A 21,599-nucleotide genomic window follows, 5' to 3' on the forward strand; every position below is an offset into this window, starting at 1 on the left:
TCCCGCCGGGAGGTGAACCGCGTGTACGTCTGCAGTTGCTTCGGTGTCACCGAGCAGCAGGTCAAGAAGCACGCGGAGGACGGCGCCTGCACGCCCCGCCAGATAGCCTCGGCCTGCAAGGCGGGCACGGACTGCGGCTCGTGTGTGCGCCGCATCCAGGCGCTCCTGGGACGGGGCGCGTGCCCTCGCCGTGAGCTGGCCGACCAGGGCCAGCCGGTGCTCACCGACCTGGCGGACGCGGCCTAGCTGGGCTGCTCGATCTGCTGCGCGATGTAGAGCGCCTCACCGAGCTTCTCGATCAGTTCGAGCTGGGTGTCCAGGTAGTCGATGTGGTGCTCCTCGTCCTCGAGGATCGACTCGAAGATGTTCGCCGACGTGATGTCGCCCTTGTTGCGCATCACCTCGATACCGCGCTTGAGGCGGTCGATCGCCTCCACCTCGACCTGCCGGTCGGCCTGGAACATCTCGGTCACCGTCTGGCCGACCCGGACGTGGAACAGCCGCTGGTAGTTGGGCAGGCCGTCCAGCATGAGGATGCGCTCGGTGAGCTTGTCCGCGTGCTTCATCTCATCGATGGACTCTTCACGCGTGTACTTGGCGAGCTTGGTCCAGCCTTTGTTGTCCTGGATCCGGTAGTGCAGCCAGTACTGGTTGATCGCGGTGAGCTCGCCGGTCAGCTGCTCGTTGAGGAATTCGAGGACCTCGGGGTCGCCCTGCATCGCAGAGGCTCCTTCCAAGCGGGGGAACTGGCAGGTTGCGCCGCATGATTGCACCGGCGCGAAAGATCGTCCAGTAAGTCTTCACTTAGTAAGTAAGTGCATGCTTAGTCCGGTTTGTTGCTGTTTACGGACGGTGGGGTCAGGTGCACTGCTTCTGGTCTGTCAGGATGGAGTCATGGGTCAGCCGGTGGAGCGCGAAAGTGGAGCAGCAGCACACTCCGAGCTTCCGCCGGGGCAGCGGGTGCAGCGCGGCTGGCCGGTCACGCACTACGGCCCGGTCCCGAAGTTCCGGCCCGAACGCTGGGAGTTCAGGGTGTTCGGGGCCACCACCGACGGCGAGAAGCACTGCTGGACCCACGAGGAGTTCGCGGGGCTGCCGTACACCACCGTCGTGGCCGATCTGCACTGCGTCACGAAGTTCAGCATGCTCGGCGCGGAGTGGGGCGGCATCCCGGCCCGCGCGATCCTGGAGATCGCCCCGCCCGCACCCGCGGTCACGCATGTGATGGTGTGGGCCGAGTACGGCTTCAGCTCCAACCTCCGTCTCGCCGACTTCGCCGCCGAGCGCACCATCTTCGCCACCCACAAGGACGGCGAACTGCTCACGGCGGAGCACGGTTTCCCCCTCCGTCTGGTCGTCCCCCATCTGTACGCCTGGAAGGGACCCAAGTGGGTCCGGGGCGTGGAGTACATGACCGCCGATCGCCGCGGCTTCTGGGAGGAGCGCGGCTATCACAACGTCGGCGACCCGTGGCGCGAGCAGCGCTACTCGTACCAGGAAGAGCCCGGGGACGGCCCCGAGCTCTGACTCCTGATCCCGGTGCGGGGATTCAGTGGTACTGGTGGACCACCGCGTGGCCCTTGCCGCGGCCGATCATCCACTTGTTGACGGGCGTGGTGAGGACGAAGGCCACACCCAGCGCGATCGCCAGCACCCACCAGAACAGCGCGTCGGTGAGTCCGGCGTCCATGGCGCCCGGCCACAGCACGATCACGCCGTTGTCGACCAGCTCCATGACGGCGATGGACAGGGTGTCGGCCGCCAGCGCCACCTTGAGCGCGGTCCGCAGGTCGACGCCCGCCTTCAGTACTCCGCGCAGGGTGAGCGCGTAGCCGAAGAAGAAGGCCAGGACGATCGCCAGGATCAGCGTCGGCACGTTGCCCCAGCCGAGCGCGGTGCCGATCACCATGCCCAGTACCTCGCCGATGGCGCAGCCGGTGAGGCAGTGCAGGGTGGCTCGGACGGCCGTCGCCCAGCCGCCGGCGTCTGACTGCTGATGCTGATGGTGCTCGTGTGCCGTGTGCGCTTCGTGCTGCATCGCTGCCCCCAATGTCAGGTCACGGTTCCTGCACCGAGCAAGAACCGTATACCCCCCTGGGGTATTCCGTCACTCGCTACGCGTCGCGAAGTTTCTTCAGTCGCTCCACGTCCGCCGCGTGCCCTTCCTTCCCGCCGGGCGTCTCGATGATCAGCGGTACGCCCTCGGTGGCCGGGTGCGTCATCAGTGCCCGGAACGGGTCCTCGCCGATGTGACCTGCGCCGATGTTCTCGTGCCGGTCCTTGTGCGCGCCCACGACGTCCTTGGAGTCATTGGCGTGGATCAGCTTCAGCCGGCCCTCGCCGACGGTGTCCACCAGCAGATCCAGGGTCTGGTGCATACCGGACGGGCCGGTCAGGTCGTGGCCGGCGGCGAAGATGTGGCAGGTGTCCAGGCACACCCCCAGCTTCGGATGGGCGTCCAGCGCCTCTAAGTACGGCCCGAAGTCCCAGGTGCGGGAGCAGAGCGAGAAGCCCTGGCCCGCCGTCGACTCCAGCAGCAGGAACGGGTCGTCGTCGTGGGTCAGCTCGTCCAGCAGCGGCAGCAGATGCTCCCGTACCTGCTTCAGGGCCACCGCGCGGTCCCGGCCGCCGGTCGCGCTGCCCGTGTGCACGACCACGCCCAGCGCGCCGATCTCCCGCCCGCGCCGCAGCGAGTGCCGCAGCGACTCCACCGACTTCTCGACGGTCGCCTCGGTGTGGGAACCGAAGTTGATCAGGTACGGCGCGTGCACGTACGCCGGGATCGACTCGGCCTCGCACGCCGCGCGGAACTCCTCGTCCTGCCGCGGGTTCCCGGCGGGCGTCGCCCAGCCGCGCGGGTTGGCCACGAAGACCTGGACCGTCTCGGCCTTGAGGTCGTGGGCATAGCCGATCCCGACGGAGTGAAGACCACCGGCGACGGGGACGTGGCCACCGACCGGGTTGCGCTGAGTTATCACCGGTCAAGGGTCCCATGGAGGCGGGGCGCTCTCCGCGGCCGGGTGAGCGCACCCACCCGGGGGCGCGGGGCTGTGCCGATGTGCGGCTCCGCCGCGTGGGCGCGACCGGCTCTCACCCGTCCACAGCCGCACGTCGGCATGACGGGGCTCGTCCATCTGCGCCCGGCGAAGGCCGGGCGCAGCATCCGTCAGCGGATCGTGATCGTGATCGTCGATCCCTTGGGCGCCGTCTCGCCGCCCTGCACCGACTGCTTCTTGACGGTGTCGCCGAACAGGCCGAGCAGACCGCGGTCCTCGTCGACCTCGAATCCGGCGCCCTCCAGCGCCGCCCTGGCGTCGTCGACACTGTCGCCGACCACGTCCGGGACCTCGATCATCTCGGGGCCCTTGGACAGCGTCAGCGTCACGGTGTCGCCCTCGGCGGCCTGCTTGCCCTTCACCGGCGACTGCTGCGCGACCTGGCCCGCGTCGAACTCGGAGTTCACCCGCGCGGGGGCGATCTTCACCTTGAGGCCGGCCTCCTCCAGCTCGGCCCTGGCGTCGGCCGGGTCCTCGCCCGTGACATCCGGGATGTCCACCGGGCTGCCCTTGCTGACGATCAGCGCGACGGCGGAGCCGGAGCGGACCTCGGTGCCGGTGCCCGGGTCGGCGGAGAGCACGGAGCCCCGGGTGACGTCGTCGTTGAACTCCCGCTTCACCATGCCCGGTTGGAGGCCGCTCTCCTTCAGCTCGGCCCTCGCCTTGGCCAGCGGATAGCCCTCGATGTCGGGCACCTTCACCGTCTCCGGTCCGGCCGAGACGACCAGCTTCACGGAGTCGTTGTGCCGTATGCGGGCGCCCGTGCCCGGGTCCGTGCTGATGACGGTGCCGCGCTTGACGGTGTCGCTGTAGGCGCGCTCGACCTTGCCGACGTCGAGCCCGGCCTCCTCCAGCCGGTCCCGGGCCTGCGCCTCGGTCTTCGACAGCAGCGGCGGGACCTGGGTGAACTGGCCGGAGTTGATGTACCAGATGCCGACGCCGAGGCCGAGGGCCAGCAGGACGGCGGCGACGATCACCATCGGGCCGCGCGGCCGCCGCGAGGTGCGCGATCGGTGCGCGGGCGGCGGAGGCGGCGGGCTCTCCAGCCGGCTGGTCCGGTTGAAGCCGACCTCGGGGTCCTCTTCGTTCACCGGCAGCGGGCGCTGGATGTCGAGCGAGCGCGGGATGACACTCGTACGGTCGTCGGAGTTGCTGTGCTGGGCCGAGAGCGCCTGCGGCGGCATGGCGTCGAGCTGGTCCGGGCTCAGCGCGGCGCGCGTCCGGCGGGCCTGCGCGAGCAGCGCCACGGCGTCGTACGGCCGGATCTGCGGGGAGCGCGCGGTGGCCGAGGCGACCAGCTCGTCGAGCTCGTACGCCAGCCCCGGGACGACCGCCGAGGGCGGCGGGACGTCTTCGTGCAGGTGCTTGTAGAGCACCACGGCGGGGGAGTCCCCGTCGTGCGGCTTCTCGCCGGTGAGCATCTCGTAGAGCACGACACCGCACGCGTACACGTCGACGCGGGCGTCCGCCGCGCCGGGCTGCTCTATCTGCTCGGGCGCCAGATAGGAGACGGTGCCGAGCACGGCACCGGTGGTGCTGGTCACGGTGTCCACGGACCGCACGAGGCCGAAGTCGGCGACCTTGACCCGGCCGTCGTCCCCTATCAGGACGTTCTCGGGCTTCATGTCCCGGTGCACGAACCCGGCGCGGTGCGCGGCGCCCAGCGCGGCGAGCACCGGCTCCAGGATGTCGAGGGCGGCCCGGGGCTGGAGCGCCCCGCGGTCGCGCAGGACGTCGCGCAGGGTGCAGCCCGCGACGTACTCCATGGCGAGATAGACGTACGACCCGTCGGTGCCCTGGTCGAAGACCTGCACGACGTTGGGGTGCGCGAGCCGGGCGACGGACTTCGCCTCCCGGATGAACCTCTCGACGAACGCCCCGTCGACCGCCAGCGCGGGGTGCATCACCTTGAGCGCGAGCACGCGGTCGAGGCGGGTGTCCAGGGCCCGGTAGACCGTGGCCATCCCGCCGACCGCGATCCGCGCGTCCACGCGATACCGGCCGTCGAGCACCTGCCCGACCAGAGGGTCCTGAAGGGTCGTATCCACGCAGGCGAGTGTACGAGCCGACGCTGACAGTCCCGCCCGTTCGGACGTGATCGGAGCGGGACTGGAGCCGACCTGTGACGGATGCCTCACCGGCCGAATGGCTTCGTCGAACACGCGTTCAGAATGCGGGACGCTCCGGATCCAGCCGCGCCAGGCCCGCCACCGGAGAGGACGCCTCCGCGAAGTGACGGCGCGGAATCCGGCCCGCCCGGTACGCCAGCCGTCCCGCCTCCACCGCGTGCCGCATCGCGTCCGCCATCAGCACCGGCTCCTGCGCCCGCGTCACGGCCGAGGCGAGCATCACACCCGCGCACCCCAGCTCCATCGCGAGCGCCGCGTCCGAGGCCGTGCCGGCACCCGCGTCCAGGATCACCGGCACGCGCGCGTGCTCCACGATCAGCTGGAAGTTGTGCGGGTTGCGGATGCCGAGCCCCGACCCGATCGGGGAGCCGAGCGGCATGATCGCGGCGCACCCGGCGTCCTCCAGCTTCCGCGCCAGGACCGGGTCGTCGTTCGTGTACGGCAGCACCGTGAACCCGTCGTCCACCAGTGTCTCCGCCGCGTCCAGCAGCTCGATCGGATCCGGCAGCAGCGTCCGCTCGTCCGCGATGACCTCCAGCTTGATCAGATCCGTACCGAGCGCCTCGCGCGCGAGGCGGGCCGTCAGCACGGCCTCCCCGGCCGTGAAGCACCCGGCCGTGTTCGGCAGCACCCGGATCCCGAGCCTCTCCAGCACGGACAGCACCGAGCCGTGCACGGACGCGTCGACGCGCCGCATCGCGACGGTCGTCAGTTCCGTCCCGGACGCGACCAGCGCCCGCTCCAGGACGTCCAGGCTGGGCGCTCCGCCCGTGCCCATGATCAGGCGGGACGTGAAGGACGTACCGCCGATGACAAAGGGATCGTCGGCCATGGTTCAGCCTCCTTGGACGGCGGTGAGGACCTCGACGCGGTCACCCTCGCAGAGGGGCGTCGAGGGCCACTGCGCGCGCGGGACGACGGTTTCGTTGAGGGCGGCGGCCACTCCGGAGGGCGCCGTGGTGACGGACGAGACGAGCGCGTCGAGAGCCGTTCCCGGCTCGATGCGCCGGTGCTCGCCGTTGACCGAGATGGTGACGTGGACGCTCATGCGGGCTGCTCCGTGAGTGCGGCGGGACTGAAGCGCCGGGGCGTGAACGCGCGGGCCTCTTCGGGAAGTTCACCGGTGGCCAGGACGTGCGCCATGGCGTCCCCGGTGACCGGCGTCAGGAGCACGCCGTTGCGGTGGTGTCCGGTCGCCAGCGACAAGCCGGCCAGCTCGGTCGGACCGAGCAGCGGCGCGTTGTCGGGGGAGCCCGGGCGCAGGCCCGCCCGCGTCTCCGTGAGCGGCAGTTCGGTGATGCCGGGTACCAACTCGTGGGCGTCGCGCAGCAGCTCGTATACCCCGCCCGCGGTCACCGTCGTGTCCCAGCCCATCTCCTCGGTGGTCGCCCCGACCACCAGCTCACCGTTCTCGCGCGGCACCAGGTACACCTGGCTGCCGCGCACCACGGCCCGCACGGTCCGGTTCAGGAACGGCGCGTACCGCTGCGGCACGGTCAGCCGCAGCACCTGCCCCTTCACCGGGCGCACGGGCGGCAGTACGGCGTCGGGGACGCCCGCGAGCCGCCCGCTGAGGCTGCCGGCCGCGAGGACCACCTGGTCCGCGGCCAGCCCGGTGCCGTCCGTCGTGGTGACTCCGGCGGCCCGCTCCCGTACGACGTCGAGGCGCTCGGCCCAGGCGCGGTGGAAGACCACGCCGGCCCGATCGCACGCGGCCACCAGTGCCCCGGCCAGCCGCCGCGGGTCGATCTGGTGGTCGCCGTCCACCCGCAGCCCGCCGCGCACGCCCGGCGCGAGCATCGGCTCCAAACGCCTGCACTCACGCCCGGACAGCCACTCGGAGTCCAGCCCCGACCGGCGCTGCAGGGTGTGCAGTTCGCGCAGATGGGCGCGGTCGTCGGCGTCCAGCGCGACGGCGAGCGTGCCGCACCGGCGGTAGCCGAGGTCGTGGCCGGTGGCGTCGGTGAGCTCGGCGGCGAAGTCCGGGTAGCGGCGTGCCGAGGCGAGGTTCAGGCCGAGCAGGGTCTGCTCGCCGTAGTGCAGTTCCGTGACCGCGGCCAGCATGCCCGCGGCCACCTGGGCGGCGCCGCCGCCCGGCTCGGGGTCCACGACGGCTGTCGTGAACCCGCGCTGCGCGGCCCGCCACGCCGTGACCAGGCCGATGATTCCGCCCCCGATGACGAGGACGTCTGACGTTCGCGTACGCGACATGGGCGTCCAGCCCCTCCCTTCGCCGGCATGACCCGGATCAGGTTCGTACGGTCGGAGGCCGCCAGCCTCCCTCTCAGCCCGGTGCGTCCGGGCTCCCGCGAGTGCTCTACGTTGGCCACCCTAGCCCGCCGCGTTAAGTCTCAGTAAGGGAGCCTCACCCCATGGCCCGCTCGCTCGACGGTCTCGTCCTCGCCCCCGTCGCGGACCAGGCCGCAGGTCAGGTGGGTACCCGCACCCGGTTCACGTACCACGAGAAGGACGGGGAGATCTGGGCCGAGTACACCGGCGGAGACGTCGTGCGCGGACATCTGGTGGGCACCCGGGACGGCGACCGGCTGGACTTCCGGTACGTGCAGCTGACCCGGGACGGGTCGACGTCCTCGGGCCACTGCGTGTCGACCGTGGCCGAGCTCGCGGACGGGCGGGTGCGGCTGGAGGAGACCTGGGAGTGGGAGTCGCGGACCGGCAGCGGCACCAGCGTTGTGGAGCAGGTCACTGAGCACGACTCCTGACTGACAAATTGTCAGTTGTCTATGGTGATCAGGTGAGCGAGCAGACGACGCAGTCGCAGCGGTCAGTGGTCGTCGCCGGCGCCGGCATGGCCGGTGTGCAGACGGCGGTGGCCCTGCGCGAACAGGGCTTCACCGGAACCGTCACACTGATCGGCGCCGAGCCCCACCAACCGTACGACCGGCCGCCCCTGTCCAAGGCGGTGCTGCTCGGCAAGGCCGAGGGTTCCGCCTTCGACGTGGACTTCGAATCGCTCGGCATCGACCTGCGGCTGGGCCGCGAGGTGCTGGGTGTGCGCGTCGCCGAGCGCGAACTGGACACCGAGGCGGGGCCCGTCCCGTACGACGTCCTCGTGCTGGCCACCGGCGCCGAACCGATCCGGCTGCCGGGTGCGGAGGGCGTGCCCGGGGTGCACCTGCTGCGCACCCTGGACGACGCCGAGCGACTGCGCCCGGTGCTCGCCCGGCAGCACGACATCGTGGTCGTCGGCGCGGGCTGGATCGGCGCCGAGTTCGCCACGGCCGCGCGCGAGGCGGGCTGCGCGGTCACGGTCGTGGAGGCCGCCGACCGGCCGCTCGCGGGCGCGCTGCCCGCGGAGGTGGCCGCGCCGATGACCTCCTGGTACGAGGACAGCGGGGCGGTACTGCGCACGCACACGCGCGTGGCGCGCGTCGAGCCCGGCGCGGTCGTCCTCGACGACGGCTCACGGGTGCCCGCGGGCGCGGTCGTGGTCGGCATCGGGGCGCGGCCCGCCACGGCCTGGCTGGCCGGCTCGGGCATCGAGCTCGGCGCGCACGGCGAGGTCGTGGCCGACGAACGCCTGCACACCTCGGTGCCGGACGTCTACGCCGTCGGCGACTGCGCCTCCTTCCCCTCGGGGCGCTACGGCGAGCGGCTGCTGGTCCACCACTGGGACAACGCCCTCCAGGGCCCGCGCACGGTCGCCGCGAACATCCTCGGCGAGACCCCCGCGGTCTACGACCCGGTGCCCTACTTCTGGTCCGAGCAGTTCGGCCGCTTCGTGCAGTACGCCGGACACCACGGCGCCGCCGACACGACCCTGTGGCGCGGCGATCCGTCGGGCCCGGCGTGGTCGGTCTGCTGGCTGCGGGACGACCGCCTCGTCGCCCTGTTGGCGGTGGGCCGGCCGAGGGATCTCGCGCAGGGGCGGCGGCTGATCGAGGCGGGCACGCCGATGAACACCGACCTGATGACGGACCCGGCACGCCCTTTGAAGGCCGCGACGGCCTAGCGCGGCGGGGCGACGCCCGTCCCGGGTGGACCGGCCTGACTTCCGACTGTCAGTGCCAGATGGCAGGCTTGTTCCGTGACCGAGATTGACGCAAAGACTGATGCTCTCGTCCCCGCCTGGCTCACCCTGCCCGACATCGCCGAACAGCTCGGCGTCGAGGTGACACGCGTCCGGCAGCTGGTCAAGGAGGGCCAGCTCATCGCCGTACGCCGTGGTGAGAACCGCGCGCTGCACGTCCCTGCCGCCTTCATCGACGGAGACAAGGTCGTCAAGGGCCTGTCCGGGACCCTGACGCTCCTGCGGGACGACGGCTTCACGGACGAAGAGATGCTGGAGTGGCTCTTCACGCCCGACGAGAGCCTGCCGGGCACCCCCGCGCAGGCCCTCAGTGAGAACCGTGGCACGGAGGTGAAGCGCCGCGCCCAGGCGCTCGCCGTCTGATCCGAAGCACGCCACGCGCGCGAAGGGCGCGCATCCGAATACCGTCCGGCGTACCGGCCGGGGCCCAGGGCCGCGGTCGCGGGTGACTGCGGCCGCGTCCCGGGATCCGGCCGACCACGACTGTGCGGGCGCGCGGCGGGCAGCACCTGCCGCGCGCCCCGCCGCGCCTGCGGGGTATCTCCGGCCTGGATCGGCGTCGCCCGTGGTGGGCGCCCCGAGGGCCGCGTCCGTCGTACCGTCGGCTCCGGCTACCGTGTGCCACCGTCCGGCAACCGCCCGACCTCACCGGCCGATCCCACCCGCCCGGCAACCCGAGACCACAGGGGGCACCGCATGTCCGACACCGTCACCGCCGGCAGCGTCCGCAGCCAGCTCGCCGACGCCCGGCTCTACCTCTGCACCGACGCCCGTGAGCGGCAGGGCGACCTGGCGGAGTTCCTGGACGCCGCCCTGGCCGGCGGCGTCGACATCGTGCAGCTGCGGGACAAGGGCATGGAGGCGGCCCAGGAGCTGGAGCACCTGAAGGTCTTCGCCGACGCCTGCGCCCGGCACGGCAAGCTCCTCGCGGTCAACGACCGGGCCGACGTGGCACACGCCGCCGGCGCCGACGTCCTGCACCTCGGCCAGGGTGACCTCCCGGTCCCCGCCGCCCGCGCGATCCTCGGGGACGAGATCCTGATCGGCCGCTCCACGCACGCCGACCCGGAGGCCGACGCGGCCGCCGCCCAGGAGGGCGTGGACTACTTCTGCACCGGCCCCTGCTGGCCCACCCCCACCAAGCCCGGCCGCCACGCCCCCGGCCTCGACCTGGTCCGGCACACCGCCTCGCTGAAGACCGACCGCCCCTGGTTCGCCATCGGCGGCATCGACCTCGGCAACCTCGACCAGGTGCTGGAGGCGGGCGCCCGCCGGGTCGTCGTCGTACGGGCGATCACCGAGGCCGACGACCCGGGCGCGGCGGCGGCGGAGTTCGCCAAGCGGCTGCGGCAGGCGTAGCGGGCTGCCCATCGAGCCATCGGCCGATGGTGTCCGTCTCAGCCAGTGGGCAGCCTGCTCGCGCCTCAGCCGGGCGACCCCCATATTCGGCCGTTGTTCGGCCTTTGTTTGTCCAAGGAGTGGACAAGCATCAGACAATTCGGGCAAATGTCCGGCGTGCGGTTGGGGGACCGGTGCCCCCTGGCTAACCTGCGAGTATGGCCCTCGGCACCGCATCCATCAGGTCGGACCACGCGCGTACCGTGCGCGAGATGCTCGCGACCGGCAAGACGACGTATTCCTTCGAGTTCTACGCGCCCAAGACCCCGAAGGGCGAGCGGAACCTGTGGAACGCGCTGCGCCGGGTCGAGGCGGTGGGGCCGGACTTCGTCTCCGTGACCTACGGCGCGGGCGGTTCCACCCGCGCCGGCACGGTCAAGGCGACCGAGGCCATCGCCTCGGACACCACGCTCACCCCGATCGCCCACCTCACCGCCGTCGACCACTCGGTGGCGGACCTGCGCAACATCATCGGCCAGTACGCCGACGCCGGGATCCGCAACATGCTGGCCCTGCGCGGCGACCCGCCCGGTGACCCGCTGGGCGACTGGGTGCGGCACCCCCGGGGCCTCACCTACGCCGCCGAGCTCGTCGAGCTGATCAAGGCGTCCGGTGACTTCTGTGTGGGCGTCGCGGCCTTCCCGGCGATGCACCCGCGCTCCGAGGACTGGGACACCGACGTCAGTCACTTCGTCGACAAGTGCCGAGCCGGCGCGGACTATGCGATCACGCAAATGTTCTTCGAACCGGAGGACTACCTGCGGTTGCGGGACCGTGTCTCGGCCGCCGGCTGCGACACCCCGATCATCCCGGAGATCATGCCGATCGCCAGCGCCAGGACGCTGGAGCGGATCCCCTCGCTCACCAACGCGGGCTTCCCGGCCGCCCTGAAAGAGCGGATCCTCACAGCAAAGGACGATCCTGCGGCTGTACGCTCCATTGGCATCGACTTCGCCACGGAGTTCTGCGCGCGGCTGTTGGCCGAGGGAGTGCCCGGTCTGCACTTCATCACGCTCAACAACTCCACGGCGACGCTGGAAATCTACGAGAACCTGGGCCTGCACCATCCTCCGCAGGCCTAGACCGGCCGTCCCGCTATACGTCACACTGCGTAGGCGGCCACTGGGAGAGGGGCGTACATGGGCTGGACGGTCCTCTACATCGCGTTCGGCATCGTCGCGCTGTGGCTGCTCGGTGAGGTGCTGCTGCAGTACAAGGCGCGGCTGCGCTGGCGGCTGCTCGCCTTCGTCGGGTTCCTCGGCGTCGTGGTCGGGGTGCTGATCCCGTCCGTCGTCGTCATCGGTCTGGGCGCCGCCGCCTTCGCGGTCGGCCAGACCTACGTCACGCTGTCGTTCCGCCGCGGCTTCTCGGCGGGCTGGGCGGTCTCCGCACCGGCCCTGGGCCCGCTGGCGAGCAAGCGCCGCCGGGACGAGCACGACCGTCAGGAGCCGACCCTGGAGGTCTCCGACCTGGAGGCGTCCGAGGGCGGTTACCCGGACCACGACGGCGCCTACGGACAGGACGGCGTCGGATACGGCGACGACTACGACCGTGACGACGTCTTCACCCCCACCCGCGGTGGTCAGCCGACGGCCGCGGAGTCGACCGCCGTCTACGAGCCGCAGCCCATGCCGGAGGACACCGGCTCCTACGGCGTATACAGCGACGCCGCCTACGCCGCCGCCAACCAGGGCTACGCCGCCGCGGGCCAGTCGCAGGACCAGTACGCGACGGCCGACCAGAGCTACGGGTACGACGCCTACGCCGGCTACGACCAGCAGCAGTACGGCTACGACCCCAACGGCCAGCAGCAGTACGCCGCGTACTCCGACCCGTACATCGGCACCCAGAACTACGACGGCGCCTCCTACGACGCCTACGGTCAGCAGCAGTACGGCCAGCAGGGCTACGCCCAGGACCAGTACGCCACCGGCACCTATGGCGAGACTCCCTCCAGCGGCGTCTGGGTCCCGCAGCAGCGCACCGACGAGGCATACGGCGGCGAACTCCCGCCGGAGCAGCAGTACCCGTACCAGGGCAACGGTCAGCAGCAGGGGCAGGGCTACGACGAGCAGTACCGTTTCTGACGGCCTCGCGCGGCAGGGCTCACGCGCGCGTCACTGAGAGCCCCGGAACTCCGGCCCCTCCACGATCAGCCCGGCCACCAGCGCGCCCGACATGCCCGCGTGCGGGAGACCGCCCCCGGGGTGGGACCAGCCGCCGACGGTGAACAGGCCGGCCACGGCCGTGCTGTTCGACGCGTGCAGCAGACGGCCCTCGGCCGCGGCCAATGCCGGCGCCGGAACCGCTCCGCCCTCCACGCCGGTCGCCTCCGCGATGTCGGCCGGGGTGCGCACCTCGTGCCAGAGCAGGCGCTCGCGCAGGCCGGGCACGGCCCGCTCGGCCACGGAGATCAGATCGTCGGCATGCCGGTCGAGGCTTTCCGCCCGGCCCCGGTCGGGCTGTGCGGGCACCGTCGCGGTGAGCGTGATCGCCTCATGGCCGGCGTCCGGAACGAGCGCGGCGTCATCGGGCCGCAGGACGGTGACCGTGGGCCGCCGGGCCATCTCCCCGGCGTCGCCGAACACGGCGTCCAACTCGGCCTCGCGGTCCTGCGCGTGCACCACCGTGCGGTGTGCCGTGCCCTCCGGCCGGCCACCCCGCAGTGCCAGCAGCACCGTCAGCCGGCTCGCCCCCCGGCGCTGGGGCGCGACCTCGTCCACGCCCTCGCCACGCACCGGCGTGCCCCGCACGAGGCGGTCCAGCACCCCGGGAGCGACCCCGGACACCACGAACTCGGCCTCCGCCGGCGACCGGTCGGCCAGCTCCAGCCCGGCCGCACGGCCGTCCTTCTCCAGGATCCCGGTGACCTCGACGCCGAAGTGGAACTCGACCTTCCTGGCCAGGCACCGCTCGTACACGGCCCGCGCCAACTCCCGTATGCCGCCGCGCACATACCAGGTCCCGAAGGCGTGCTCCATGTACGGCAGCACGGCCGCGTTGGCCGGGGTGGTGCCGGGGTCCAGGCCGTACGCCAGCGCGTGGCTCTCCAGCAGGGCGACGAGCCGGGGGTCGCGCAGCTCCCACGCGCCCACCTCGGCGAGCGTGCCCGCCCGGCGGGTGCGCAACAGACGCTTGTGGGGGACCGCGGGGTAGGGCTCACGCCCCGCCAGCACCTGCCAGTTCGGCCACAGGGGCTCCTCCAGCAGCGGTCGACGGGTGCGGTCCCAGGTCTCGCGGGCGCGGACCAGGAAGTCGCCCCAGCGGGCGCCCGCCGAGGCTCCCAGCGCCCCGTCCAGGGCGGACACGACGCCCGCGCGTGAGGCGTTCGGCAGCGACACCTCGGTGCCGTCCGCGAAGACGTGCCGCGCGGACGGGTCGACCTGGACCAGCTCGACGCACGCCTCCAGCGGCTCCTTGCCGGTCTTGACGAAGAGATCGCGGTACACGGCGGGGACCATGAGCAGGCCGGGGCCGGTGTCGAAGCCGAAGCCGTCCCGCTCGAAGCGGCGCACCGCCCCGCCGTACGTCTCCGTGCGCTCGTACACCGCCACCCGGTGGCCCGCGACGGCCAGTCGGGCAGCGGCCGCCATCGCGCCCATCCCCGCGCCGATCACCGCAATCCTCGCCATGCCAGGGACTTTATCGGCCGGCACCGACAACGGCTCACCGACCTGGGAGGACGGCTCAGCCGGACCGTTGTGTCACGGCCTGCCCGAGGCGTTTCTCCGCCCGGCGCTCGGCCCTGCGCCGCAGGAAGCGACGGATCCGTGAGACCAGGAAGTAGAGCAGCAGCAGCCCGGCGAGCAGCAGGGCGCCCGCGACGACTGCCGCGGCGACGGGGTGGAAGATCGCGAAGGTGATGATCGCGGCGACCCCGAGATCCTCGGCGAGGCTCACGACGACGTTGGTGAACGGCTCGGGCGAGGTGTTGACCGCCATCCGCGTCCCGGCCTTGACGAGGTGGCTGACCAACGCCGTGGAACCGCCCACCGCGCCCGCCGCCAGCTCCGGCACCGACCCGCTCTGCCCGGCGAGCAGCGCCGCGACGACCGCGCCCGACACCGGCCGGATCACGGTGTGCACCGAGTCCCACGCGGTGTCGACGTACGGGATCTTGTCGGCGACGGCCTCGATGAGGAACAGCACGCCGGCGGCTGTCAGGACGTCGGGCCGCTGCAGTGCCTCGGGCACCTCGTCGCTCAGTCCCGTCGCGCCGAATATGCCGAGCAGCAGCACGACGGCGTAGGCGTTGATGCCGCTGGCCCAGCCGCTTGTGAACACCAGGGGGAGTACAGACACGGGGGCGATCGTAACCACTGCGCGGCACGGGGACTTGAGGATGAGCACGCAGCTCTGAGTACGCGTACCTAGCGGTGGAGATGAGTACGCGCGCGGATGGGGCGCGACCTGCGTGAACGAGAGAGTGGAGGCACGGAGAAGGGGATCGGCTCCGGAACCGGCGACACGGGGCGCCGGAACGGAGCGTCCCCGGATCCGCTCCTTCCGCCGGCCTGGTGTCGGCGGGAGTGAGACCGGGGGACCCGGGGGATCGACCGAACGGGGGTCCAGGGGGGACACGGGGGAGAACGGGGGGCGTACGGGGGAACGGGGGAGCACGAGAGGGCGCCGGTTCGACAGTGGCCCGCGGGGGACGCGGCCACTGCGAACCGGCGCTTTCGTGTGCGCTGCGATGACCGCCCTCAGCGGTTGCCGCTCACCCGGCCCTGCAACAGCCGGGACAGCGCCGCGTGCACGTCGTCCAGGGAGCGCTCCGGCTGGAAGGACTTCCAGTCCAGCGCGGCCACCAGGACCATGCCGACCAGTGCGGCGGCGGTCAGCGGGACATCGATCTCGTCGCTGAACTCGCCGCTCTCCACGCCCTCGCGCAGCACTCCCTCGACGACCGCCACGGCCTGCTGACGGACCACCATCAGCGTGGACTGCCAGGCCCGGTTCGTCCGCCACAGCTCGGCGACGTACAGCTGGGTGAAGGACGGATAGCGGTCGATGAAGACCAGCCCCGCCCGGACCATCGCGTCCAGGGCGTCCACCTTGCCGCCGCCCTCCCGCGCGGTCTGCTCGGCGGCCTCGCGCAGGGAGGCGGTCAGGAGGCCCACTCCGTGCCGCAGCAGCTCCTCGAAGAGGACCGACTTGCTGGCGAAGTTGTAGTAGACCGTGCCCTTCGCCACCCCGGCCCGCTCGGCGATCTCGTCGACCGTGGTGGCGGAGAAGCCCTGCTCGGCGATGAGCGTGACGGCCGCCTCGTAGAGCTTCTGCCGGGTGGCCTCACGGCGCGTGCTGCCGCCCGACGCGGCGCTGCTGCTTTCCATGGGGCTGATTGTCCCGCGCGCGCTCACAGGCTCAGCTCCGGGTGCAGCCGGTCGAGCGTCCACACCTGGCGGCGCCGGGCCGACAGCGCGGTCAGCGCCAGGGCGCCCGCGGTGAAGGCGACGAGCACCAGGCAGGCCTGCCACACCGGCCCCAGACCGCCGCCCGTGATCAGCCTCCTGAGGGCCTCCACGACGTAGCTCATCGGCAGGAAGGGATGCAGCGCGTTGAAGAAGCCCGGGCTGGTCTGTACGGGGTACGTGCCGCCCGCCGACGTCAACTGGAGCATCAGCAGGGCCAGGACGAGGATCCGGCCGGCCGCCCCGAAGCGCGCGTTCAGCCACTGCACGATCGCCGCGAAGCACGCCGTCACCAGGAACAGGAAGCCCACCGTGCCCGCCGCGCGCGCCATCTGGAGTCCGACGGCCCAGTGCAGCACCGACATCAGCGCCACCGTCTGGAGCACTCCGATCGTCACCACGGGCAGCCATCCGGCCAGCGCGATCCGCCACGCCGGGGCGCCCGCGGCGAGCGCGCGCCGGTTCATCGGCGCGATCAGCATGTACGCCACCATCGCGCCCACCCACAGCGACAGCGGGATGAAGTACGGGGCGAACCCGGTGCCGTAGTTGGGCGCCTTGTGCAGGTCCCGGGAGAGCAGCTGGACCGGGTCGGCCATGACCTCGGTGCGCTGGTCGCGGTCCTTCTTGTCGTAGTCGGGGATCTGCTTCGCGCCGTCGTGCAGGCCGTCCGAGAGCTTCCCGGAGCCGTCGACGAGCTTGTAGATCCCGCCGTTGAGGTCGTGGGCGCCGGTCTTCAACTCGCCCACACCGGTGTCGAGGTCGGCCGCGCCGCCCTTGGCGTCCCCGAGCCCGGAGTGCAGCTTCTTGGCGCCCGCGGCGACCTTTGCGGCGCCCTGGTTGAGCTTGTTGATCCGGCCGACGGCGTCGTCGAGGTCCTCGGAGAGGCGGGGCGCGCGGTCGGCGAGACCCTGGGCCTGCTTCTGGAGCGTGGCGAGGTGCTTGTCGAGCTTCTTCAGGTCGCCGTCCTGGTCGGCGATCAGCGTGTTGAGGTCGTCGGCGATCAGCGCCACGTCGGCGGCGGACTGCTTCGCCTTCTTCAGGTCGGAGCAGGCCGGGTCGGGCAGGACGGGGTCCTCGCAGCGCGCCGTGTAGATGAGATCCAGCGCCTCGGAGGCCGTGTGGGCGCCCTTGGCGGCGGCCGGGGCGCGCTCGACCAGGTCGTCGAGGTTGTTGCGGATCGCTCCCGAGGAGTCGGCGACCAGCTGGGCGGTGTCCCCGATGGCCTTCTCGTTGTCCTCGAGGAACGGGCCGATCTTCTTGTCGATCCCGTTGACCTTGTCGGCGAGCGTCTGCGTGCCGTCCGCGACCCGCCGGGAGCCGTCCTCCAGGTCGCCCGCGCCCTTGTTGAGCTTCTTCAGGCCGCTGGACAGCTTGCCGCTGCCGTCCTTGGCGTCCTTCAAGCCGTCGGCGAGGTCCTTGGAGCCCTTCTCGGCCTTGCCGATGCCGCCTTCGAGCCGGTCGGCACCGTTCGCGGCCTGCACGGTCGCCCCGTGGATGTCGGAGAACGACACGAAGATCCGGTCCAGGAACGACCGCGACGCCTTCGTGGACGCCGCCTCGCGCACCTCGCTGAAGACCGTCCGCGAAATCTGCCCGACGATGTAGTTGTTCGCGTCGTTCGTACGGACCTGAAGAGCGCCCGTCTCCGGAGCGTCGCCCGCGCTGGAGGCGATGCGCTCACTGAAGTCGGACGGCATCGTCAACGACAGGTAGTACGTGCCGTCCTCGACGCCCCGCTCGGCCTCGGCCGCACCGACCTCGCGCCAGTCGAAGACGTCGCTCTCGCGCAGCCCCTTGGTGATGTCGTCGCCGGCCGTGAGCTTCTTCTCGCCGACGGACGCCCCCTTGTCGTCGTTCACGAGCGCCACGGGGATCTTGTCGAGACGGCCGTACGGATCCCAGAACGACCACAGGTACAGGGCGCCGTACAGCAGGGGCAGCACCAGCAGCGCGACCAGCGCGGCCCGCGGCAGCTTCCCCCGGCCGAAGCGCCTCAGCTCAAGCGCGGCCAGCCTCGGCGAGCGCATCGGCGGCCTCCTTTCCCTCGGATTCCTGCACGTCTTCCTGGTCGTCCTGGGCGTCCTGGGCGGCCGGAGCCCCGTCCGCCGCGTTCGCCCCGTCGGTCGCGTCGGTCGCGTCGGTCGCGTCGGTCGCGTCGGTCGCGTCGGCCGGTTTGGTCGGCCCGGTGAAGACCTCGACCGTGCCCTCGGGTGCCTCGCTGCACACCGCGACGACCGTGGTCCCGCTCTCGGCGAGGGATCTCAACAGCGCCCAGACCTCGGCCCGTTCGGCGTCCGACAGCTTGAGGTCGGTGTCGTCGACGCCGAGCAGCCGCGGCCGCCCGATCAGGGCCAGCGCGAGGGACAGCCGCAGCGCCTCCAGCCGCTCCAGATCGCGTACGGCCGTACGGGCGCCCTTGGGCAGCGACGCGCAGTCGAGGCCGGCCGCCTCCAGCGCGGCGTCGATCCGCAGCCGCTCCTCCGACCTGCGCTCGGCACGCGGGCGCAGCAGCCCGCGCAGCGAGTCGCCGAACCGTCGCTGGAGCAGCGCCCGTTCGTGCAGGTGCTCGGCGACGGTCAGGGCCGGATCCAGGTCGGTCACACCCGGAACGTGGGCCACGGCGCTGAGGCGCCGCACCGCCGCCATGCGCTTGGGCAGGGCCGTCCCGCCCACGGTGGCGCTGCCCTCGGTGGGCTTCATCCGCCCGGTCAGCGCCAGCAGCAGGCACGTACGGCCGGTGCCGGACGGCCCCTCGATCGTGATCAGCGAGCCGGGCTCCGCCTCGAACGAGACCCCGCGGAACGCCCATCCGCGGGGCCCCTCGAGGCCGAGCCCCAGGGCCGTGACGCCGACTCCGGCCACGGTTCCCCCCATCCCTGCCCCCTCATTTGAACTGACTGGTCAGTGCAAAAGTTAGTCCGAACTCGCGATCGAAGCAAAGCCGCAGGTCAGAACGGATTGTCAGTGCCATACCTCACGATGGGCACATACGGCATCCCGTATCGGGCATGCCGTCACACAGACGACAGGAGGTTCGTCATGGCCAGCTACCACGCAGCCGCCGCCCGCCGGCGCCGCGCCACCGGCCCTGCCCCCTCACTGACCGGTCCGGCGAGCGACGTGCACCCCGTGCTCCGCCGGACCACGGCCCCGCCCGCCGCCCTCGACCTGCTCGCCCAGGCCCGTGCCGGACTGGACGAGGCCGCCGTTCTGGAAACACCGAACGAGCGGTACGCGACCGCCCACCTCGCCGCCCTGCGCACCGCCGCCGCCGTACTGGCCGCGCGCGGGCGCCCGGAGCCCACGTCCAGGCGCCGGGCCCGCATCCGGAGCGCCTGGGAAGTGCTCCCCGAGATCGTGCCCGAACTCACCGAGTGGAGCGCCCTGTTCGCCTCGGGTGCCCGGCGCCGCGCCCGGGCCGAGGCGGGCATCCAGGGCGCGGCCAGCCGCCGGGACGCCGACGACCTGATACGCGACGTGGCGATGTTCCTGCGCCTCGTCGAGCGGATGCTGGTGCTCCAGCCCGTCCTGCCCCAGCCGCGTACCGACGCGGACGGCGGCACGGAGGAGCCGCACGGGGCGCACCGGGAGAGGGAGGACATGCCTGACGCGGGGTGAGCTCGACGGGGCCGGCCGGCGCACCGGGGAGGTGACCGACGCCCGCGTCGACGCGGCGAGGACAGGCCCTCGCACGGCGGTCGCGGGCGGAGGTGCCCCTTCCGCACATGACGCCCGGTCACCACGCCACCGTCCGTCGCGCCCGGCATGTTCGGCATCCGTGTCGTGACGTCATGTCCCGCGTGCCCGGCATCGTGTCGTGACGTCATGTCCCGCGTGCCCGGCATCGTGTCGTGACGTCGTGTCCGGCGTGCGAGACGGACGGCGTCGCGCGGCACCGCGATGGCCGGGCGGGGTGCCGTAGGCAATAGGGTGGAGGACGCCTGAAGCCTCTCCGCCCCTGACCCGGGCCGGGGGAGGCAGCCCGCTCGCTCCGCCGTGCAGACGGTGGTGCCCCGCCGAGGAGTCAATCGCCGTGTCGGACCCGATGCGCCCTCCCGTCTCCCACCAGCACCCCCAGACGGCGTCGCTGCGTTCCGACCCCTCCCGCCCCCGCGCCTCCCTGCGGACCGCCGTGGTCTGGGAGGTCCTCCAGGAGGCCCTGGACCGCCGGGTGAAGGCCACGGGGCGGCAGGCGCTGGACGTCCTCGACACCGGCGGCGGCAGCGGCAACTTCGCCGTGCCGCTGGCCCGCCTCGGTCACCGCGTCACCGTGGTCGACCCCAGCCCGAACGCGCTCTTCGCCCTGGAGCGGCGCGCCGCCGAGGCCGGCGTCGCCGACCGGGTGAAGGGCGTGCAGGGAGACGCCCACGGCCTGTTCGACGTGGCCGAGCGCGGAGGATACGACGTCGTGCTGTGCCACGGCGTCCTGGAGTACGTCGACGACCCCGCCGAAGGCATCCGCAACGCGGTGGCCGCCCTGCGGTCCGAGGGCGTCCTCAGCCTGCTCGCCGCCGGTCTGGGCGGTGCCGTGCTGGCGCGCGCCCTCGCCGGGCACTTCAAGGAGGCCAAGCAGGCCCTCCAGGACCCGGACGGCCGCTGGGGCCAGGGGGACCCCGTGCCGCGCCGTTTCACCGCCGAGCAGCTCACCAGGCTGGTCGAGGGGGCCGGGCTCCGGGTCGGTGCCGTGCACGGTGTGCGGGTCTTCGCCGACCTGGTTCCCGGGGTGCTGGTGGACACCGAGCCCGGCGCGCTGGAGGCGCTGCTGAAGCTGGAGGAGGCGGCGGCCGAGCTGTCCGCCTTCCACTCCGTGGCCACCCAGCTCCATGTGCTGGGCGAGACGACGGAGACCCCGGAGACCTGAGCGGGCCTCTGCGCCCGGACCGCCAGGGTGCGCCTTGATCAGGGACTTGGCTGCACATGGAGTACGCCACAGGCCCCCCGATCGAGCGCGCGGCGCCGTATGATCGAGGGAGACCGTTCCGGCATGACGGGTCGGCCGCTGGGGAATGAAGATCTCAGCGAGCCGGGACGTCCATGCCGGAGCCCGGTTGGCCAATTGGCGTAGAGGGGCGGGTTTCACGGGGGCGATTCCCTGCCTATCCTGAAGGGACCCCCCGGGTCGCCCCGGCGACTGCACGATGAGGAGGACTCCGTGCCGCTCTCGGAGCACGAGCAGCGAATGCTCGAGCAAATGGAGCGAGCGCTGTACGCCGAAGATCCCAAGTTCGCGACAGCGCTTGAGGGAAGCGGGCTGCGTACGTACACCCGGCGACGGGTCTACCAGGCGGTCGCGGGCTTCCTCGTAGGTATCGCGCTCCTCATGGCTGGAATGGTCGCCAAGCAGGTGTGGCTCAGCGTGGTGGGCTTCCTCGTCATGCTGGGTTGTGCGGTACTCGCGGTGACCGGCTGGCGCAAGGCCCCCAAGCCCGGCGAGCAGCCCTCCGGCGGTCAGCAGGCCCGCCGACAGCCACGCCAGAAGCGCTCAGTGATGGACCGCATCGAACAGCGCTGGCAGCGCCGCCGTGACGAACAGGGCGGCCATTAATTCGAA

23 protein-coding genes and 1 riboswitch are annotated in these 21,599 nt (G+C 71.9%); of the genes, 11 read left to right on the forward strand and 12 right to left on the reverse strand.

The genetic code is table 11. From position 1 onward, the window contains the following. Positions 1-12: 12 nt before the first annotated feature. Positions 13-246, forward strand: a complete 234-nt coding sequence (locus ACGFW6_RS14500) for a bacterioferritin-associated ferredoxin (protein WP_393508819.1) — start codon at positions 13-15, stop codon at positions 244-246. Here ACGFW6_RS14500 and bfr read toward each other — a convergent pair. Beyond that, on the reverse strand, positions 243-719 hold the full coding sequence (gene bfr, locus ACGFW6_RS14505; RefSeq protein WP_393508236.1) for a bacterioferritin: 477 nt from the start codon (positions 717-719) through the stop codon (positions 243-245). The genes ACGFW6_RS14500 and bfr overlap by 4 nt on opposite strands. A 175-nt stretch (positions 720-894) precedes the next feature. On the opposite strand from bfr, the gene ACGFW6_RS14510 reads away from it, so the two are divergent. Continuing rightward, a complete protein-coding gene (locus tag ACGFW6_RS14510) occupies positions 895-1,527 on the forward strand; it encodes a sulfite oxidase-like oxidoreductase (RefSeq protein WP_393508239.1) in 633 nt (210 codons plus the stop codon). 22 nt (positions 1,528-1,549) lie between these two features. On the opposite strand, the gene ACGFW6_RS14515 is transcribed toward ACGFW6_RS14510, so the two are convergent. The 6 genes from ACGFW6_RS14515 to thiO all read right to left on the reverse strand — a co-directional run bounded on the left by ACGFW6_RS14515 (position 1,550) and on the right by thiO (position 7,396). Then, positions 1,550-2,038 carry a DUF4396 domain-containing protein gene (locus tag ACGFW6_RS14515; RefSeq protein WP_393508242.1) on the reverse strand — a complete coding sequence of 163 codons (489 nt, stop codon included), beginning with the start codon at positions 2,036-2,038 and terminating at the stop codon, positions 1,550-1,552. 76 nt (positions 2,039-2,114) lie between these two features. Continuing rightward, positions 2,115-2,978 carry a deoxyribonuclease IV gene (locus ACGFW6_RS14520; protein ID WP_393508244.1) on the reverse strand — a complete coding sequence of 288 codons (864 nt, stop codon included), beginning with the start codon at positions 2,976-2,978 and terminating at the stop codon, positions 2,115-2,117. A gap of 188 nt (positions 2,979-3,166) precedes the next feature. Next, positions 3,167-5,104 (reverse strand): Stk1 family PASTA domain-containing Ser/Thr kinase, encoded by a 1,938-nt coding sequence (pknB, locus tag ACGFW6_RS14525; protein ID WP_393508247.1) that lies wholly within the window; start codon positions 5,102-5,104, stop codon positions 3,167-3,169. 118 nt (positions 5,105-5,222) lie between these two features. Continuing rightward, positions 5,223-6,017 carry a thiazole synthase gene (locus ACGFW6_RS14530; RefSeq protein ID WP_393508250.1) on the reverse strand — a complete coding sequence of 265 codons (795 nt, stop codon included), beginning with the start codon at positions 6,015-6,017 and terminating at the stop codon, positions 5,223-5,225. A 3-nt stretch (positions 6,018-6,020) separates the two neighbouring features. Further along, positions 6,021-6,233 (reverse strand): sulfur carrier protein ThiS, encoded by a 213-nt coding sequence (thiS, locus tag ACGFW6_RS14535; RefSeq protein ID WP_393508253.1) that lies wholly within the window; start codon positions 6,231-6,233, stop codon positions 6,021-6,023. Beyond that, a complete protein-coding gene (gene thiO / locus ACGFW6_RS14540) occupies positions 6,230-7,396 on the reverse strand; it encodes a glycine oxidase ThiO (RefSeq protein WP_393508256.1) in 1,167 nt (388 codons plus the stop codon). The genes thiS and thiO overlap by 4 nt, the downstream gene beginning before the upstream one ends. After that, positions 7,394-7,505, reverse strand: a riboswitch (TPP riboswitch). (Overlaps the previous gene by 3 nt.) Before the next feature lie 52 nt (positions 7,506-7,557). Here thiO and ACGFW6_RS14545 point away from each other — a divergent pair. The 6 genes from ACGFW6_RS14545 to ACGFW6_RS14570 all read left to right on the forward strand — a co-directional run bounded on the left by ACGFW6_RS14545 (position 7,558) and on the right by ACGFW6_RS14570 (position 12,721). Continuing rightward, complete coding sequence (locus ACGFW6_RS14545; protein ID WP_393508259.1) at positions 7,558-7,908, forward strand: hypothetical protein; 351 nt, start codon at positions 7,558-7,560, stop codon at positions 7,906-7,908. A 32-nt stretch (positions 7,909-7,940) separates the two neighbouring features. Then, complete coding sequence (locus ACGFW6_RS14550; protein WP_393508262.1) at positions 7,941-9,158, forward strand: NAD(P)/FAD-dependent oxidoreductase; 1,218 nt, start codon at positions 7,941-7,943, stop codon at positions 9,156-9,158. Between the two features lie 75 nt (positions 9,159-9,233). After that, on the forward strand, positions 9,234-9,599 hold the full coding sequence (locus ACGFW6_RS14555) for an Rv2175c family DNA-binding protein (protein WP_126898988.1): 366 nt from the start codon (positions 9,234-9,236) through the stop codon (positions 9,597-9,599). A 333-nt stretch (positions 9,600-9,932) separates the two neighbouring features. Beyond that, positions 9,933-10,595, forward strand: coding sequence for a thiamine phosphate synthase (gene thiE, locus ACGFW6_RS14560; protein ID WP_393508266.1), 663 nt, complete (start codon positions 9,933-9,935; stop codon positions 10,593-10,595). Positions 10,596-10,792: 197 nt separating this feature from the next. Next, positions 10,793-11,716, forward strand: coding sequence for a methylenetetrahydrofolate reductase [NAD(P)H] (gene metF / locus ACGFW6_RS14565; RefSeq protein ID WP_393508269.1), 924 nt, complete (start codon positions 10,793-10,795; stop codon positions 11,714-11,716). Between the two features lie 57 nt (positions 11,717-11,773). Then, positions 11,774-12,721 (forward strand): hypothetical protein, encoded by a 948-nt coding sequence (locus ACGFW6_RS14570; protein WP_393508272.1) that lies wholly within the window; start codon positions 11,774-11,776, stop codon positions 12,719-12,721. Between the two features lie 30 nt (positions 12,722-12,751). Here the strand turns inward: ACGFW6_RS14570 and ACGFW6_RS14575 are convergent, their stop codons facing one another. The 5 genes from ACGFW6_RS14575 to ACGFW6_RS14595 all read right to left on the reverse strand — a co-directional run bounded on the left by ACGFW6_RS14575 (position 12,752) and on the right by ACGFW6_RS14595 (position 18,922). After that, positions 12,752-14,266, reverse strand: a complete 1,515-nt coding sequence (locus ACGFW6_RS14575; protein WP_393508275.1) for a phytoene desaturase family protein — start codon at positions 14,264-14,266, stop codon at positions 12,752-12,754. A 55-nt stretch (positions 14,267-14,321) separates the two neighbouring features. Further along, positions 14,322-14,936 (reverse strand): DUF4126 domain-containing protein, encoded by a 615-nt coding sequence (locus ACGFW6_RS14580; protein ID WP_393508278.1) that lies wholly within the window; start codon positions 14,934-14,936, stop codon positions 14,322-14,324. Between the two features lie 401 nt (positions 14,937-15,337). Then, entirely contained in the window at positions 15,338-15,967 is a 630-nt protein-coding gene (locus ACGFW6_RS14585; protein ID WP_393508281.1) for a TetR/AcrR family transcriptional regulator, read from the reverse strand. A 23-nt stretch (positions 15,968-15,990) separates the two neighbouring features. After that, positions 15,991-18,075, reverse strand: coding sequence for a YhgE/Pip family protein (locus ACGFW6_RS14590; protein ID WP_393508284.1), 2,085 nt, complete (start codon positions 18,073-18,075; stop codon positions 15,991-15,993). Beyond that, entirely contained in the window at positions 18,047-18,922 is an 876-nt protein-coding gene (locus ACGFW6_RS14595; protein WP_393508287.1) for an ATP-binding cassette domain-containing protein, read from the reverse strand. The genes ACGFW6_RS14590 and ACGFW6_RS14595 overlap by 29 nt, the downstream gene beginning before the upstream one ends. Before the next feature lie 165 nt (positions 18,923-19,087). On the opposite strand from ACGFW6_RS14595, the gene ACGFW6_RS14600 reads away from it, so the two are divergent. The 3 genes from ACGFW6_RS14600 (at position 19,088) to ACGFW6_RS14610 (ending at position 21,593) form a co-directional block, all read left to right on the forward strand. Continuing rightward, positions 19,088-19,666, forward strand: a complete 579-nt coding sequence (locus ACGFW6_RS14600) for an SAV_6107 family HEPN domain-containing protein (protein WP_393508290.1) — start codon at positions 19,088-19,090, stop codon at positions 19,664-19,666. 415 nt (positions 19,667-20,081) lie between these two features. Beyond that, on the forward strand, positions 20,082-20,909 hold the full coding sequence (locus tag ACGFW6_RS14605; protein ID WP_393508292.1) for a methyltransferase: 828 nt from the start codon (positions 20,082-20,084) through the stop codon (positions 20,907-20,909). Positions 20,910-21,200: 291 nt separating this feature from the next. Next, the gene (locus ACGFW6_RS14610; RefSeq protein WP_393508295.1) at positions 21,201-21,593 is read left to right on the forward strand and encodes a DUF3040 domain-containing protein; all 393 of its coding nucleotides are present in this window, start codon (positions 21,201-21,203) and stop codon (positions 21,591-21,593) included. Positions 21,594-21,599 lie beyond the last annotated feature (6 nt).

The sequence above is a fragment of the Streptomyces sp. Y7 genome (assembly GCF_043195415.1).
Classification (GTDB): domain Bacteria; phylum Actinomycetota; class Actinomycetes; order Streptomycetales; family Streptomycetaceae; genus Streptomyces.